This window comes from Salsuginibacillus kocurii DSM 18087 (assembly GCF_000377705.1).
GTDB lineage: Bacteria > Bacillota > Bacilli > Bacillales > Marinococcaceae > Salsuginibacillus > Salsuginibacillus kocurii.
In genome coordinates, this window is record NZ_KB898635.1 from 1 (window position 1) to 15,200 (window position 15,200).

Annotated in this window: 15 protein-coding genes and 2 rRNA genes; 16 read left to right on the forward strand and 1 reads right to left on the reverse strand. The window is 43.3% G+C overall.

Annotated elements, in window-relative coordinates; translation table 11 throughout:
• From D469_RS0117595 to rsmI, 11 genes are all read left to right on the forward strand, one after another.
• Positions 1-106 (forward strand): 23S ribosomal RNA (locus D469_RS0117595); the annotation flags it as partial.
• Between the two features lie 73 nt (positions 107-179).
• Positions 180-296, forward strand: a 5S ribosomal RNA gene (gene rrf / locus D469_RS0117600).
• A gap of 433 nt (positions 297-729) precedes the next feature.
• The gene (locus D469_RS20735) at positions 730-2,166 is read left to right on the forward strand and encodes an aminotransferase class I/II-fold pyridoxal phosphate-dependent enzyme (RefSeq protein ID WP_018924705.1); all 1,437 of its coding nucleotides are present in this window, start codon (positions 730-732) and stop codon (positions 2,164-2,166) included.
• A 295-nt stretch (positions 2,167-2,461) separates the two neighbouring features.
• Positions 2,462-3,091: a dTMP kinase gene (gene tmk / locus D469_RS0117615; protein WP_018924706.1), complete on the forward strand. Its 630-nt coding sequence runs from the start codon at positions 2,462-2,464 to the stop codon at positions 3,089-3,091.
• 122 nt (positions 3,092-3,213) lie between these two features.
• Complete coding sequence (locus D469_RS0117620) at positions 3,214-3,543, forward strand: cyclic-di-AMP receptor (RefSeq protein WP_018924707.1); 330 nt, start codon at positions 3,214-3,216, stop codon at positions 3,541-3,543.
• Between the two features lie 14 nt (positions 3,544-3,557).
• Positions 3,558-4,544: a DNA polymerase III subunit delta' gene (holB, locus tag D469_RS0117625; protein WP_018924708.1), complete on the forward strand. Its 987-nt coding sequence runs from the start codon at positions 3,558-3,560 to the stop codon at positions 4,542-4,544.
• A gap of 2 nt (positions 4,545-4,546) precedes the next feature.
• Positions 4,547-5,362, forward strand: a complete 816-nt coding sequence (locus D469_RS0117630; RefSeq protein WP_026286298.1) for a PSP1 domain-containing protein — start codon at positions 4,547-4,549, stop codon at positions 5,360-5,362.
• Between the two features lie 33 nt (positions 5,363-5,395).
• Positions 5,396-5,752 carry a DNA replication initiation control protein YabA gene (gene yabA, locus D469_RS0117635; RefSeq protein WP_018924710.1) on the forward strand — a complete coding sequence of 119 codons (357 nt, stop codon included), beginning with the start codon at positions 5,396-5,398 and terminating at the stop codon, positions 5,750-5,752.
• Positions 5,753-5,978: 226 nt separating this feature from the next.
• Positions 5,979-6,716, forward strand: coding sequence for a tRNA1(Val) (adenine(37)-N6)-methyltransferase (locus tag D469_RS0117640; RefSeq protein ID WP_018924711.1), 738 nt, complete (start codon positions 5,979-5,981; stop codon positions 6,714-6,716).
• On the forward strand, positions 6,700-6,996 hold the full coding sequence (locus tag D469_RS0117645; RefSeq protein ID WP_018924712.1) for a GIY-YIG nuclease family protein: 297 nt from the start codon (positions 6,700-6,702) through the stop codon (positions 6,994-6,996). Before D469_RS0117640 ends, D469_RS0117645 begins: the two co-directional genes overlap by 17 nt.
• Complete coding sequence (rsmI, locus tag D469_RS0117650; protein WP_018924713.1) at positions 6,965-7,846, forward strand: 16S rRNA (cytidine(1402)-2'-O)-methyltransferase; 882 nt, start codon at positions 6,965-6,967, stop codon at positions 7,844-7,846. Before D469_RS0117645 ends, rsmI begins: the two co-directional genes overlap by 32 nt.
• A gap of 129 nt (positions 7,847-7,975) precedes the next feature.
• Here rsmI and D469_RS0117655 read toward each other — a convergent pair whose 3' ends face one another.
• Positions 7,976-8,269 (reverse strand): AbrB/MazE/SpoVT family DNA-binding domain-containing protein, encoded by a 294-nt coding sequence (locus tag D469_RS0117655; protein WP_018924714.1) that lies wholly within the window; start codon positions 8,267-8,269, stop codon positions 7,976-7,978.
• 904 nt (positions 8,270-9,173) lie between these two features.
• Between D469_RS0117655 and metG the strand changes: the two genes are divergently transcribed.
• From metG to rsmA, 5 genes are all read left to right on the forward strand, one after another.
• Positions 9,174-11,174: a methionine--tRNA ligase gene (metG, locus tag D469_RS0117660; protein WP_018924715.1), complete on the forward strand. Its 2,001-nt coding sequence runs from the start codon at positions 9,174-9,176 to the stop codon at positions 11,172-11,174.
• Between the two features lie 39 nt (positions 11,175-11,213).
• Positions 11,214-11,981 carry a TatD family hydrolase gene (locus tag D469_RS0117665; protein WP_018924716.1) on the forward strand — a complete coding sequence of 256 codons (768 nt, stop codon included), beginning with the start codon at positions 11,214-11,216 and terminating at the stop codon, positions 11,979-11,981.
• A gap of 215 nt (positions 11,982-12,196) precedes the next feature.
• The gene (locus tag D469_RS0117670) at positions 12,197-13,420 is read left to right on the forward strand and encodes a G5 and 3D domain-containing protein (protein WP_018924717.1); all 1,224 of its coding nucleotides are present in this window, start codon (positions 12,197-12,199) and stop codon (positions 13,418-13,420) included.
• A 294-nt stretch (positions 13,421-13,714) separates the two neighbouring features.
• Complete coding sequence (gene rnmV / locus D469_RS0117675) at positions 13,715-14,284, forward strand: ribonuclease M5 (RefSeq protein WP_018924718.1); 570 nt, start codon at positions 13,715-13,717, stop codon at positions 14,282-14,284.
• The gene (rsmA, locus tag D469_RS0117680) at positions 14,281-15,174 is read left to right on the forward strand and encodes a 16S rRNA (adenine(1518)-N(6)/adenine(1519)-N(6))-dimethyltransferase RsmA (protein WP_018924719.1); all 894 of its coding nucleotides are present in this window, start codon (positions 14,281-14,283) and stop codon (positions 15,172-15,174) included. The genes rnmV and rsmA overlap by 4 nt, the downstream gene beginning before the upstream one ends.
• Positions 15,175-15,200: the final 26 nt, after the last annotated feature.

Below are 15,200 nucleotides of genomic sequence, written 5' to 3' on the forward strand. Positions count from 1 at the left end.
GCCAAGTAAGTAAGACCCCTCAAAGATGATGAGGTTGATAGGTCTGAGGTGGACGCGTGGCGACACGTGCAGCTGACAGATACTAATCGGTCGAGGGCTTATCCTAATGGTTTAAGTCAACGCACCGGTATTTCATCAACGACGCTATCCAGTTTTGAGTGAATAACACTCTATATTGGTCTGGTGGTGATGGCGAAGAGGTCACACCCGTTCCCATGCCGAACACGGCCGTTAAGCTCTTCAGCGCCGATGGTAATCGGGGGGCAACCCCCCGTGAGAGTAGGACGCTGCCAGGCAATTACAAACCCCTCGCATCGAATTGTCGATGTGAGGGGTTTTTTTAGCGAAGAGAAGTATATTATTTCTATTACTCAAGTATAAAAATTCTCCTCACTGGCCATTTTAATAGTATCATTGATTTTTAATACGTATTAAATGAGGTGGGCTTTGTGAATGAAAATGAAAATAGCTGCTGTGCTTTGTGTAAGGAAAATATTTCGTTCCCTTCTCTTACTATTTATGGAGTTCGACTCTGTTTAACCTGTGAGCTCTTGCTTACTTACGAACCAAACCCCGACCCAGCCCCGTTGCTTATTACTGGAGTGGACTATGACTTGGATTGAAAAAGTTTCACGTGGAACGTTCACAAGCTTCCTGGTTTTGCTCTTGTAATTTCAAAGTAAAGCACGTACATTAGCAGATAGAATGTAAGGTGAGAGAGCTGATGGTATGAATGATCAAAAGCAAATGCCTTTATATGAGGCCTTAGAGAAACACAACTCATTAGATGCCGTTTCCATGCATGTACCTGGCCATAAACATGGTCAATTATTTTCTACTTTGTCTTCAACAGCATTTCAACAAATTGGTGCTTATGATCAAACGGAGATTACAGGACTTGATGATTTATATGCTCCTTCTACAGTTATTATGGAAGCAGAGTCTCTTGCTGCCTCTTATTATCGTTCTTTTGCCACGTTGTTTTTAGTTGGCGGTTCCACTGTGGGAAATTTGGCAGCTATTCTTGCTTCTTTTCAAGAAGGAGATAAAGTGCTTGTGCAAAGGGATGTACATAAATCAGTATTAAATGGGTTGGAATTAGCCCGTGTTCATCCAGTATTTCTTGCTCCTGTAATCGAAAAGGAGACTGGTTTATCATTAGGAGTAAAAGCAGAAGAAGTCGAAAAAGCGTGTAAAGAAACCCCAGGCTTAGATGGGATTATCGTCACTTCTCCTTCTTACTACGGGGTTAGCAAGGAGATAAAAGAAATTGTACAAGCTGCTAAGAAATACGGGTTGAAAATAATAGTAGATGAAGCGCACGGAGCACATTTCACATCAAGCAACGCTTATCCGCCTTCTGCTCTTGAAGCGGGAGCGGACATAGTCGTTCATTCTGCCCATAAAACCTTGCCTGCTTTAACAATGGGGGCATGGTTACATGTAAGTGAACATTCGCAGGTAACTGTGGAAGAGTGCCGAAATGCTTTGGCCATGGTGCAATCCAGTAGCCCTTCCTATCTCATAATGGCCTCATTGGATATAGCTAGAGCCTATTTGGCTTCCTTGGAAAATGAGGACGGCTGGCAGCTTAAAAAAATGATGGAAAGGCGTCAAGAAGCGATAGCTAAAAAAACGGGCATACAGTTTATCAGACCAGCGACCGGAGAAATGGATCCATTAAAGTGGGTGATTCGCTCCCCGAAAGGTTTGAATGGGTGGCAATTCCAAGCTGCTCTTGAAAAAGAAAGGGTCTATCCAGAATTGGGGGACTTTTCTTATGTCTTGTTTATCTGGTCTCTTCACTCATCCTCAGAAGAAACAGAACGAGTCATAGAAGCTATAGAACGAGTAGTTAAGAGAGAAGAAGGTCGTCAGGCGGAAGTCGAACCTCTTGAAAGTATTATTTATCCTTCTGTTAGTGAATTGGCTCTAACCTATCAAGAATTGGGAAAAGCCGCTAAAGTAACAGTAGAAGCAAATGAGGCTGTGGGAGAAATTGCTGCAGCTCCTGTGACGCCATATCCTCCGGGCATTCCTTTGATTCAAAAAGGGGAACGTATTACTGCGACCTCCCTAAAGCTACTAAAAGAATGGAAACGAAGGGGTGGACACGTCCAAGGATTTGAACGAGACTGTGTTTTAATCGTTAGTGCTAGTTGTTAAAAGGCTTTATTAAAGGAGGTTTTGGATTAAGAGGGTTTACTTCCAAGAATGGCTCCACTCGTGCGGTGCCAAAGCCTGGCGAGAATGCGAAGAGTGTTAACCTGGGGAATCACGGGTTTGCCTGCGGAAAGGGAGGCCTGATGGGGACGATCAACACTACTTGTTAACAAAGCTAATAAAAAATAAAGAACAAAATGATTACTAAATAAGAAGCGACAGAGATCGCTCAATAGAATACAGAGCAGTATACAATGAACAATGCTCTTACGTAAAGTCCATATTAAGGAGGAAGAATGTGAAAAAAGAAGGGTGTTTTATTACATTCGAAGGCGGAGAAGGAGCTGGGAAGTCCACAGTTATTCAATATGTGTTAGAGAACCTTCAAGCTGACGGTTATGCATGTTTACATACGAGAGAACCAGGGGGCATACATATTGCTGAACAGATCCGTTCTTTAATTCTTGACCCTGAGCATACAGAGATGGATGGACGCACAGAAGCGTTATTATACGCCGCAGCTAGGAGGCAGCATCTAGTCGAAAAAATTGTGCCAGCATTGCAGGAGGGCAAGGTGGTTCTTTGTGATCGCTTTGTAGATAGCAGCCTTGCCTATCAAGGATATGCCAGGGAAATAGGGATGGATGAAGTCGGGGCGATTAATGACTTTGCCATTGAATCCTGGGTGCCTCATCTCACTCTTTATTTTGATTTAGAGCCAAGTGAAGGGTTGGAGCGCGTAAATGCAAATGAAAAGCGCGAGGTTAATCGCTTGGACATGGAGCATTTAACCTTTCATGAACATGTTAGAAAAGGGTATGAGCTCTTGCTTGCTAAGCATCCGGACCGTTTGGTTAAGATTGATGCTTCGCAATCATTGGAGCAGGTATGTGAAAATGTATTGAGCTGTGTTAAAACTGCCCTTTAAAAGAAAAACTAATAAGATATTTGCAAGGGAAAGGTTTCTCTTTCTGCCCCCTCGTAATAAAATATATAGTAAGAAAAATGAATGTATGTAAAGAGAGAATTCCGGAAAGGGTGATAAACCGTATGAAGCTGATTGTAGCGGTCGTGCAAGATAAAGACAGCCATCGCTTATCCAATGCACTCGTAGATGAAGAATACGGAGCTACAAAACTTGCTAGTACAGGCGGTTTTTTAAAAGCGGGTAATACAACGTTTCTAGTTGGGGTAGAAGATGAACAAGTGGAAGACGTACTTCGCTTGATCCAGAAAAATTGTGAAACCCGGGAACAATTGGTTGCGCCAGTTTCTCCCATGGGAGGAAACGCTGATTCGTATGTACCCTATCCAGTTGAAGTTCAAGTTGGCGGGGCGACTGTATTTATTTTATCCGTGGAGCAGTTTGAGCAATTTTAGCAGGAGGAACAGTAATGAATTGGAATTCCTTACAAGCAACTCAACCTGTCCCTATCCAATTATTAAAGGGAAGTTTAGTTAAAGAAAAACTACCCCATGCGTTTATATTTGAAGGCGAGGAAGGGACACCGAAAGAAGAAGCTGCTTTTCATCTAGCTAAAGCCTTCTTATGTATAAATCGCCAGGAAGCGGAGCCGTGCCAAGAATGTCCTGAATGCAGGCGGATTGAAAGCGGCAATCACCCTGATGTGATGGTTATCCGGCCTGAGGGCTTATCAATAAAGAAAGCACAAGTGGAACAACTTCAAAAAGAGTTTACGTATAAAGGAATGGAATCTGAACAAAAAATTTATATTGTATACCAGGCGGATACAATGACAGCCAGTGCAGCCAACAGTTTATTAAAATTTCTTGAAGAACCAGACGGCGAGACACTCGCCGTTCTTTTAACGGACAACCTTCACTTTCTTTTAGATACGGTTATCTCCCGTTCTCAAGTGATACATTTTTCTGCCTTACAAGAGGAAGAAAAAGCTGAGTACTTCATGTCTCAAGGGGAAGGCGAAACCGTTGCAGCACTGCGCGCTTACTTAGCTTCAGAAGAAACCTTATCGAATAAAGAAGAGCCAGCCGCGTGGATTGTACAAGGAAGAACTCTAGTGATACAATTAACGGAAGAGGTATGGAAACGACCTCAGCAAATGCTGTTAACTCTTCAGGATAAATGGTTGAATCATTTTATAGACCGTGATGATATCCAGGTGGGACTGGATATGTTTTTATATTGGTATCGGGATTTGTTATATACGAAGCTTGGGCATACTAAACTTGCCTACCCCGATCAGGTGGAGCGTTTGCAAAAAGAAGCGCTTTACCGTAAAGAACAGACCATTGCTTGGCAAATGGAGGCTGTGCTTGAGGCAAAGCGCCAACTCGCAGCAAACGTGAATCCGCAGCTTCTTATGGAGCGTTTATTGCTCCGCTTACAGGAGGGATCATGACATTGCATCATGTAGTTGGTGTACGATTTAAAAAGGCTGGAAAAATATACTATTTTTCCCCGGGTGACCTAGATCTGAGCGTTGAAGAATGGGTAATTGTTGAAACGGCGCGAGGGATCGAGATTGGTAAAGTAGTGTTAGAAAAGAAAGAAGTAGATGAGGAAGATGTCGTTCTCCCGCTTAAGAAAGTCATCCGTCAAGCAACTGAAAAAGACCGTTTAACGGCTCGGGAGAATAAGGAGCTAGCCAGAGAAGCATTTGATACGTGTCAGCAAAAGATAAATGAGCATGAGTTGGACATGAATTTAGTAGAAGTAGAGTATACATTTGACCGTAATAAAGTGCTTTTTTATTTTACAGCTGATGGCCGTATTGATTTTAGAAACCATGTAAAAGATTTGGCTTCAGTATTCCGCACGCGTATTGAACTTCGGCAAATCGGAGTGCGTGATGAAGCAAAAATGCTTGGGGGAATTGGGCCTTGTGGTCGTGTCCTTTGTTGTTCATCTTTTCTGGGAGATTTTGAACCTGTTTCAATCAAAATGGCAAAAGATCAAAACCTTTCATTGAACCCAGCAAAAATTTCAGGGCTTTGTGGCCGCTTGATGTGCTGTTTGAAATATGAAAATGATGAATATGAGGAAGCAAAACAAGAACTCCCAGATGTCGGCGAGACGTTGCGAACAGAGGAAGGTAAAGGAAAGGTCATTGGTCTAAATATGCTAGAACGGCTGGTGCAAGTCCAACTTTTTGATCCTGAACGTGTGACAGAATATACATTAGATGAGCTTCTTGAGCAAGGTTCACTCACGAACTAACGGTGTTGACGAGGAGACAAGGTGGGAACCGTCTTGAACAAAAAAGAAATATTCTCTCAAGTCATTCATATGGAAGAGCGAATCGGTTCGATGCATCATGAGCTTGGTGAATTAAAAGAACAGCTTGCGATGTTAATTGAAGAGAATCAAGCGCTGCTTCTAGAAAACAAACATTTACGAGAGCTTTTGGAAAATTCCAGTGAAGAGAACGATGCTAAGGAGCAAGAACCGGGTGAACCATCCACCCATATTCGTTCCCAGCTTGGAGAAGGACATGATAATTTAGCTCGTCTCTATCATGAAGGTTTTCATATCTGTAACCTTCATTATGGGAGTTTACGCACAGATGGAGATTGTTTATTTTGTCTTTCCTTTCTTCAGCAAAAATAAAGAAATAACCGGGTTTTAGTCAAAGTCAACTCCCCGAACGTTTCATGCAGCTTTTTCTCTCGCCACATCCATGGCGGGCCAAGGGCGAATGATATAAAGGTGGAGTTGGCTTTTTTGTGTAAACAGCCCTTCGCCCTTTGGTATAAGAGGCTGACGTGCGATTGTATGTCGTTCGTAGCTTGTCTAAATAAGAAAGGCTTGGGGGTTTTGGAAAGGGAGAAAAACAATGGATTTGAGAGTAGACGAGCATATAAACTATATAAATAATCGGTTACAAATTATTCAGAGTGATCATGTTTTTTCATTTTCAATTGATGCAGTCTTACTGGCCCAATTTGTCGGTCTAAGCAAATCTCATAGCCAGGTCATGGATTTATGTACTGGAAACGGCGTCATCCCGCTCGTATTATCCGAGCGAAGTAAGGCTGCAATCACTGGTCTTGAACTTCAGCCCAGGCTGGCTGAGATGGCGCGCCGCAGTATAGCAATGAATCAGCAATCAGAACAAATTAAAATTGTAGAAGGGGACGTTAAGGACGCAGGTAAATTATTTGCACTTGAGCAATATGACATTGTGACCTGTAATCCACCTTATTTTCGACGGAATACGGAGCAAGCATACAGCCAAAACCCTTATGTCGCCATTGCACGACATGAAATGTATTGTACGCTGGCGGATGTGTTGCAAGCTGCGGGCAAATTATTAAAACAGCGGGGGAAATTTGCTTGTGTCTATCGTCCAGAAAGATTAGTTGAAGTGTTTGAAACGATGAGAGCGTACCAACTAGAACCAAAACGAGTCTGCTTTATTCACCCTAAAAAAAGTGAAGCTGCCAATCTCGTGTTAATCGAAGCAATGAAAGGCGGGAAAGCGGGCCTCTTGACGCTCCCTGCTTTAGCTGTATATGATGAACAGAATCAGTATACGGAGGAGTTTCTAGCGTATTATGAAGGAGAAAACTGAACACTACGTATATATTCTTGAATGTTGTGACGGCTCGTATTATACCGGTTATACTACCGATCCCACCCGGCGCTTCCATGTTCACGAAAGTGGAAAAGGGGCAAAATATACGAGAGCGAGAAGGCCGCTTGCGCTTGTCTACACGAAACAATATGCTACAAAACAAGACGCAATGCGAGAAGAATATGCAATCAAACAATTAACGAGGACCCAGAAGGAACACCTCGTTTACAGCGGAGGGAAAAGAGATGCAAGTTCAGTCGCAAGGCCAAGCCAGTGAAGAACAAGGAGCTCTGTATTTAGTGCCAACACCGATTGGAAATTTAGAAGATATGACGTTTCGAGCGGTGCGCATTCTCCAAGAAGTGTCGGTTATTTATGCTGAGGATACCAGGCAGACAAGGAAGCTTTGCAACGCATATGAAATAGCCACCCGGCTTGATAGTTTTCATGAACATAATAAGTTGCAAAAGCTTCCGTCAATTATGGAGCAGCTCTCTCAAGGCTCCACGGTGGCACTAGTTAGTGATGCCGGCACCCCACTTGTATCAGATCCAGGAATAGAGCTCGTAAGGGCCTGCATTGAGAAGAGGGTCCCCGTGGTCCCGCTTCCAGGAGCGAATGCAGCCATCACGTCTTATATTGCTTCGGGACTTGGAAGCGGCAGTTATTACTTTTATGGTTTTTTGCCTCGTAAACAAAAAGCGTTTGAAACAGAAATTGAACATTTATCTATGATAACAGTGCCACTAGTGTTTTATGAAGCGCCGCATCGTTTAAAACAAACGTTGAAACAAATGGTGAAAAGTTGGCCAGAGCGCCAGGCTGTACTTGCTAAAGAACTAACGAAACGTTATGAAACATACGTACGTGGGACGCTTAGTGAGCTGTTAGGCTGGGCGGAGTCACAGGAGGAAGTGAAAGGCGAGTACTGTTTGATTGTGGATGGGATTAGCGAAGAGGAAAAAGAGGAGGCTGAAGGCGAAAAATGGTGGGACTCTCTCACCTATAAGGCCCATGTGGAATCTTATATCGCCGAGGGCCGTTCGCCAAAAGAAGCGATGCGAGAAGCGGCTAAAGACCGGGACGTGCCAAAACGAGACATGTACCAAGCGTACCATAATCTATAAACGAAATGGCGTTACAGTTGGAGAGGGACCGGGCGTTTTTCCCCACTCTGTAAAAAGACTGTTGACGATAAGAAGGAGCTGCTCTGAGTCTAGAGCAGCTCCTTTATATTGGCTATCGTTCGTCTATTATTAAGAACGAGTTTTATGGTTATCTACGTAGCTTTGCAGCTCTTGAATCACATTTTCTGCGCCTTCAGGGCTGAGAATGATTTTCCCATCTGCAAGAGAGAGGTTTTCATCAGAAACTTCACCAGTAATTTGGCAGGTCATGTTAGGCTTGTATTTTTTTAGAACAATTTGATCATTGTCTACATAAATTTCAAGCGCATCTTTTTCTGCGATATCAAGCGTACGGCGCAGCTCAATTGGAATTACAACTCGTCCTAACTCATCAACTTTTCTTACGATACCTGTGGATTTCATAATCGTTATCCTCCTTGGGTAGAAGTTCTTTTTATTGTCATCATTCGACAATTTTCTATCTATACACTAAGAATACCAACCCTACCAAAACAAGTCAATTAAATTACTTTAAAAAACCAATTAAAAATAGAAAAAAATGTGAAACAAGTAAAACTCGCGTCATAGAAAGTATGTAAATCTTACATATTTCCGCTGTTGTTTAATAGATATATCTTTTATGCAGTAATTCCCTTATTCCGGCTAGTTTAATGTGAAGGTTTTGTAAAGATTCGACGTAATTCGACATTCCGCTCATCATACGATGACATAGGTTAAAACGCTAAATAAAACAGAACAGAAGAAATAAATAGACAGATAGTTAGAAAGATTGGAAGTGCGTTTAACTAACAACAACCAGAGGAAGAAACTTGAAAGTATATATTCATTAATTTCAGCTCTCACCCTGGCTTGACAGGCATTTGTCTTCTTCGGTATAGTTTTAATTGGAATTTTTTAAATGGGAGTCCGATGAAGGGATAAGTACGAGTGCGCGAGCGTTGACCAGAGAGCCGGTAATGGTGGGACCCGGCACGTGAGACATTCGGAAGATGGTCCTGGGAGGATGCTTCTTCGAGCCTTTAACGAGATAGAGGTAAGATGAAGCCGTCAATCGACGTTATCGATGTGCATGGGATTCTTTCCCATTGCCTGGAGCCCTGTATAAAAGCAGGGGAAGTAGGGTGGTACCGCGTGAGTTCAAGCTTTCGTCCCTTGGTGGGAGAGGGCTTTTTTTATTTTCCATAACATGAAAGAATTTGCCTGAGGTTGGGAAACTGCTTAGGCAGCGTTCTCGTGCTCAGTCTGAGTAAGAACAGCACGTGAAAAACACTTAGTGTAGTATAAAAAAGGAGGCATCTGGTAAGTCATGAATGAGGCAAAGAAAGATACTTTTTATCTTACGACTCCAATCTATTACCCGAGCGACAAACTGCACATCGGTCACGCTTATACCACAGTAGCAGGGGATGCGATGGCACGGTATAAACGCTTGCGTGGCTATGACGTGATGTATTTAACTGGTACAGATGAACACGGACAGAAGATTGAACGAAAAGCAAAAGAGAAAGGGGTTGAACCTCAAGCTTTTGTTGATGAAATTGTGTCAGGCATTCAGCACCTTTGGAAGAAGCTTGATATTTCCTATGATGATTTCATCCGCACAACAGAAGACCGGCACAAGCAAGTGGTCCAGCAAATCTTTGAACAGCTCAAAGAGCAGGGTGATATCTACTTAAGCGAATATGAAGGCTGGTATTCTGTATCAGATGAAACATACTATACGGAGCGCCAATTAGTAGATCCTATTTATGAAGATGGGAAAATTGTAGGCGGAAAAAGCCCGGACAATGGTGATCCTGTCGAATGGGTCCGGGAAAAATCATACTTTTTCCGTCTTAGTAAATATAGCGACCGCCTGCTTCAGTTTTACGAAGAGAACCCTGAGTTTATCCAACCGGAGTCTCGCAAAAATGAAATGATTAATAATTTCATTAAGCCTGGCCTGGAAGATTTAGCAGTCTCACGTACGGCTTTTGAGTGGGGTGTTCCCGTTCCAAGTGACCCGGAACATGTGGTTTATGTTTGGATTGATGCGTTGAGCAACTATATTACCGCATTAGGATACGGCCGGGAAGACGACGAAAAGTACCAGCGTTATTGGCCAGCAGATGTTCATCTGGTTGGAAAAGAAATCGTCCGTTTTCATACAATTTATTGGCCGATTATGCTGATGGCTCTTGATTTGCCGCTGCCTAAAAAAGTGTTCGGTCACGGTTGGTTGCTTATGAAAGATGGAAAGATGTCTAAGTCCAAAGGGAATGTGGTGGACCCAATTCCACTAATCGACATGTATGGACTGGATGCAGTGCGTTATTATTTGTTGCGGGAAGTACCTTTTGGTTCAGACGGGGTTTTCACTCCTGAGAGCTTCGTCGATCGGTTGAATTATGATTTAGCGAATGATTTAGGCAACTTGTTAAATCGAACAGTTGCTATGATTAATAAATACTTTGATGGTGAAATGCCAGCTTATATTAAAGATGGTACGCCGTATGATGCTTCGCTCCTAGAGCTAGTTGATGCTACTGTAGAAAAAGTTGAAACATCCATGGAAGAGATGGAGTTTTCGGTTGCTTTGACGGCAATCTGGCAGCTGGTCAGCCGCACGAACAAGTATATTGATGAAACACAGCCATGGCTTTTGGCCAAACAAGAAGAAAATCAAGGACAGCTTGGCACGGTCTTGTATCACTTGGCCGAATCACTTCGTTACATCTCCATTCTGATTCAACCGTTTATGACGGAAACGCCGGCTAAAATTTGGGAGCAATTGGGTATTCCTGAATCTATTACGACCTGGGAATCGATGAGAGAATTTGGCCAACTTGAAGACGGGACAAAAGTAGTTAAAAAAGGCACGCCTGTCTTTCCACGCTTAGAAGTAGAAGTAGAAACGAAACGAATTATTGAAGATGTGATGGGCGGGCAGGCGAAGACAAGTTTAGCTGACGAAGAAGAGGAACAGGAACAGAAAGAAGAGCCAGAGCACATTACGATTGATGATTTTTCTAAGGTGGAATTGCGGGTAGCTGAGATTATCGAAGCTGAACCAGTCAAGAAAGCGGACAAGTTATATAAAATTCAGCTCGACCTCGGTTATGAACAGCGCCAGGTTGTTTCAGGGATTGCCAAACATTATTCAGTGGATGAATTGAAAGGGCGCAAAGTCATTTGTGTAGCTAATCTTAAACCTGTAAAACTGCGCGGTGAAAAGTCCGAAGGTATGATTTTAGCCGGTTCCACGAAAAGTGAATTGGCCTTGGCATCGTTTGCTGAATCTCTGCCTAATGGGGCCATCGTCAATTAAGAATCAACCTCATAAGAGTGAAAAGGAGGAGGCGGCTAGGTGTTATTTGATACTCATGTTCATTTAAATATTGACCCATTTGCCGAGGACCGGGAAGAAGTGATTGAGCGGGCGCAGGAGGCTGGCGTCTCTCTGATGAATGTTGTTGGCTTTGACCGGGATACGATTCCTAAAGCAATAGAGCTCGCGGAAATGTACGAATTTATGTATGCGTCGGTAGGCTGGCACCCAGTAGATGCCATTGATATGACAGATGAAGATCTTGATTGGATCAAATCACTTGCCTCGCATCCGAAAGTGGTAGCACTTGGTGAAATGGGATTGGATTATCATTGGGATAAATCCCCTAAAGAGGTGCAAAAAGAAGTGTTTAGACGGCAGATCCAGTTAGCAAAAGAAGTAAACCTCCCGATTGTTATTCATGACCGGGAAGCGCACGCTGATATTGCCGACCTTCTGGAAGAAGAAAAAGCAGGAGAAGTAGGCGGTATCATGCACTGCTTTGGAGGGGACTTGGAGATTGCAAAACGCTGTCTTGATATGAACTTTTATATTTCTTTTGGGGGACCTTTAACATTTAAAAATGCAAAACTCCCAAAAGAAGTAGCAAAAGAAATTCCGATGGAACGCCTGTTAGTAGAAACCGACTGCCCATTTTTAGCGCCTCACCCATATCGAGGAAAGCGTAATGAGCCTGCGTTTGTTAGGTTGGTAGCTGAACAAATGGCTGCATTAAAAGGACTTTCTCTCGAAGAAGTAGCAGAGACCACGACCCGCAATGCAAAAAAATTATTCGACATTTCATAAAGAGACGTCTCCATTTTATAGAGGGAACTGACTAATGCTGAAAAGCAACGTCGGTTCCTTTCTTTTTTTGGTGGGACTCACCTAAAGAGGTCGAGAAGTTTTTCTTTTAATTTCCAATTATTCAAGAGATAATCACCATGGACCATGAGATTCTTCAATGAAAAAGAGAGGAGGAGAGCTCACATCCTGTTAATGAGAGGGGAGAGAGTTTCTGCATGCAGGAGAAAGCAACTCCGTTTTTGTCCAACATGACAAAGGGAAAGAAGCTGGTCCTGGTGTCTGTACTTAGTTTACTTGCAGGTGCTGGAATCATTTATGCAATTTATGAAACGACGAAAGCTACAGTGACAGTGGTAACAGATGAAGAGGAACAAGTGCTTGCTACCCATGCCGAAACAGTTAAAGAGGCTTTAGCTGAAGAAGGATTGGAGGTAGGTGAAGCTGACCAAGTTGAACCAGGGCTTGAAAAAGAAGTTGAAGGATTAATGGTAGTCGAATGGGACCAGGCCCAGGAAATCACCTTCAAAAAAAATAACGAGAAGCAAAAAGTAGTAACGACTGCTGATGATGTTGAAGAGGTACTAGAAGAAAAAGAGATCACTACTCGAAAAGAGGATGTGCTAGAACCTTCAGCTGACACAGCAATTGAAGAAGGGATGACACTTACTTATAAAGAAGCCTTTCCAGTCGTGATTAATGAAGAGGGAGAAGCAGAAGAGATACTAACCACTGCCAACCAAGTATCCGAAGTGTTAGAGGAGAAAGGTATTGAACTAAATGAAGAGGATCGGGTAGAGCCTGGCCTTGAGGGCGAGTTGGAAGAAGGAAGCGATATTGATGTCATTCGCGTAGAGACGTTTATTGATAAAATTGAGGAAGAAATTACTTATGGTACAGTAACCCGCCCTGATGAAACGATGGCAGAAGGTGAAGAAGAAGTGATTGATGAGGGCCGTGTTGGTCTGATCGAAAAACACTATGAAATCACAAAGGAAAACGGGGAAGAAATTGATCGAGAGCTTCTGACAGAAGAAACCGTTCAAGAAAGTGAAGATCGTCTCGTAGCGGTTGGTACGCGTCCTGAAGCGGAAACAGTGTCGCGAGGAGGGGAAGGTTCTGCTGCTTCGTCTTCTCCTGAACAAGCTGGCGGTCAGTCGATGACGATGGAAGCTACAGCTTATACAGCAAACTGTGCAGGCTGTACGGGTGTGACAGCCACAGGCATTAATTTAAATGAAAATCCTAACATGGCAGTTGTAGCGGTGGACCCAAGTGTAATTCCGCTCGGTTCAACTGTACACGTGGAAGGGTATGGGGAAGCTGTAGCTGGAGATACAGGAGGGGCTATAACAGGAAACCGAATCGACCTCCATGTCAGTTCAAAGTCTGAAGCGAACAGCTTCGGGCGTCGCAGTGTTGAAGTAACAGTACTTGATTAAGTCGTGTAAGTTTGTTTAAGTATGCGATAGCACAAGCTAAAGAAGTAACGGTAAAGACAGAAGCCAGCCCGTATAGGGAGGCTTCTTTTTTTACAACGTAAATGTATAAATAGTTGAAGAAAACGGTATACGTGCAACTGTTGAATTCGCTGGAGGCGCACGCTTTCCACGGGTGCTCCTGTGGAGAGAAAAAGGTAGCGGCTTCCATATGCTAACGTTCTTCACTTTTCTTTCTATGTAGTTGATATAGTATACTAATGAGATGGAAGGATTATTTTGAAGGAGACGCGTATGATGATAATACATGAATGTATCGTGGTGGAAGGAAAAGACGATACAGTAGCTATAAAACGGGCGGTACAAGCAGATACGATCGAGACAAACGGCTCGGCTGTCCCACTTGAAGTGTTAGAACAAATTAAACTAGCTTCCGAGCGTCGTGGTGTTATTATTTTTACAGATCCAGATGCGCCGGGAGAACGAGTCCGCCGCATTGTGCGCGAAGCGGTGCCAGGATGCAAGCATGCATTTTTGCCGCGGGAAGAAGCTTTGAATCTTCAAGATTCAGACCTTGGTGTAGAAAATGCTTCAGTGGAAGCTATTCAGCAGGCTTTATTGTTTGCTCAACAAGAACATGGGTTAGAAGATGAAAGTGCACAACAAATTAGCCGAACAGACTTAATCGAAGCGAATCTGCTTGGCAGCCAACAGGCAAAGAAACGACGCGAACATTTAGGGAAACAGCTTAGAATAGGGTATGCCAATGGCAAGCAGCTTGAGAAGCGCCTGCGCATGTTTCGGATTCAGCGTGAAGAGTTTTTCCAAGCAGTTCAAGCAATCGATGAAGGGGAAGAGATTAGATGACAAAAGACATTGCCACCCCAGCGCGTACAAAAGAAATTTTAGAAGCAAACGGATTTACGTTTAAAAAAAGCTTGGGCCAAAATTTTTTAATAGATGTCAACACGCTAAAAAACATCGTTAAAGCTGCAAAATTAACCGCTGAAGATGGCGTGATTGAAATAGGACCGGGAATTGGAGCTTTAACGGAACAGCTTGCCAAGCAGGTGAAAAAAGTCTCTGCTGTTGAAATTGACCAACGATTGATCCCTGTTTTAAACGAGACAATGGCTCCTTATCGGAACGTCTCCATTCATCATGGTGATATTTTAGAAATAGATGTAGGTGAAGTAATTGCCGATCAGTTTCAAGAGGTAGAACAGGTCGCTGTGGTTGGCAACTTACCGTATTATGTTACCACCCCTATCCTAATGGGGCTATTGGAAAGCAGGCTGCCAGTTGACCGGATCGTAGCGATGATGCAAAAAGAAGTAGCCGAAAGACTTGAAGCGGTGCCTGGGTCAAAAGCGTATGGATCGCTTTCAATTGCAGCGCAGTATTATGCAGACGTGGAACAAGTTATGACGATCCCGCGTACTGTATTTGTGCCAAAACCAAATGTTGATTCAGCGATTATACGTATGGAACTTAGGAAGAAGCCCCCTGTAGAAGTGGAAGATGAATCGTGGTTTTTCTATGTGGTTCAGTCAGCCTTTACGCAACGCCGCAAAACCCTTTGGAACAACATGGTTCAAGCGATAGCTACGAAAGAGCGGCGGGGGGATTTGCAGAAAGCATTTGCACGAGCGGAGATTGATTCCACCCGGCGGGGAGAAACGTTAACAATGGAGGAATTTGCCCGACTTAGCGAAGCGATGAAACGTTTTTTCTTTACTCAAGAAGATCACGGATAAGCACATGTCATTACCACTTTGCATAG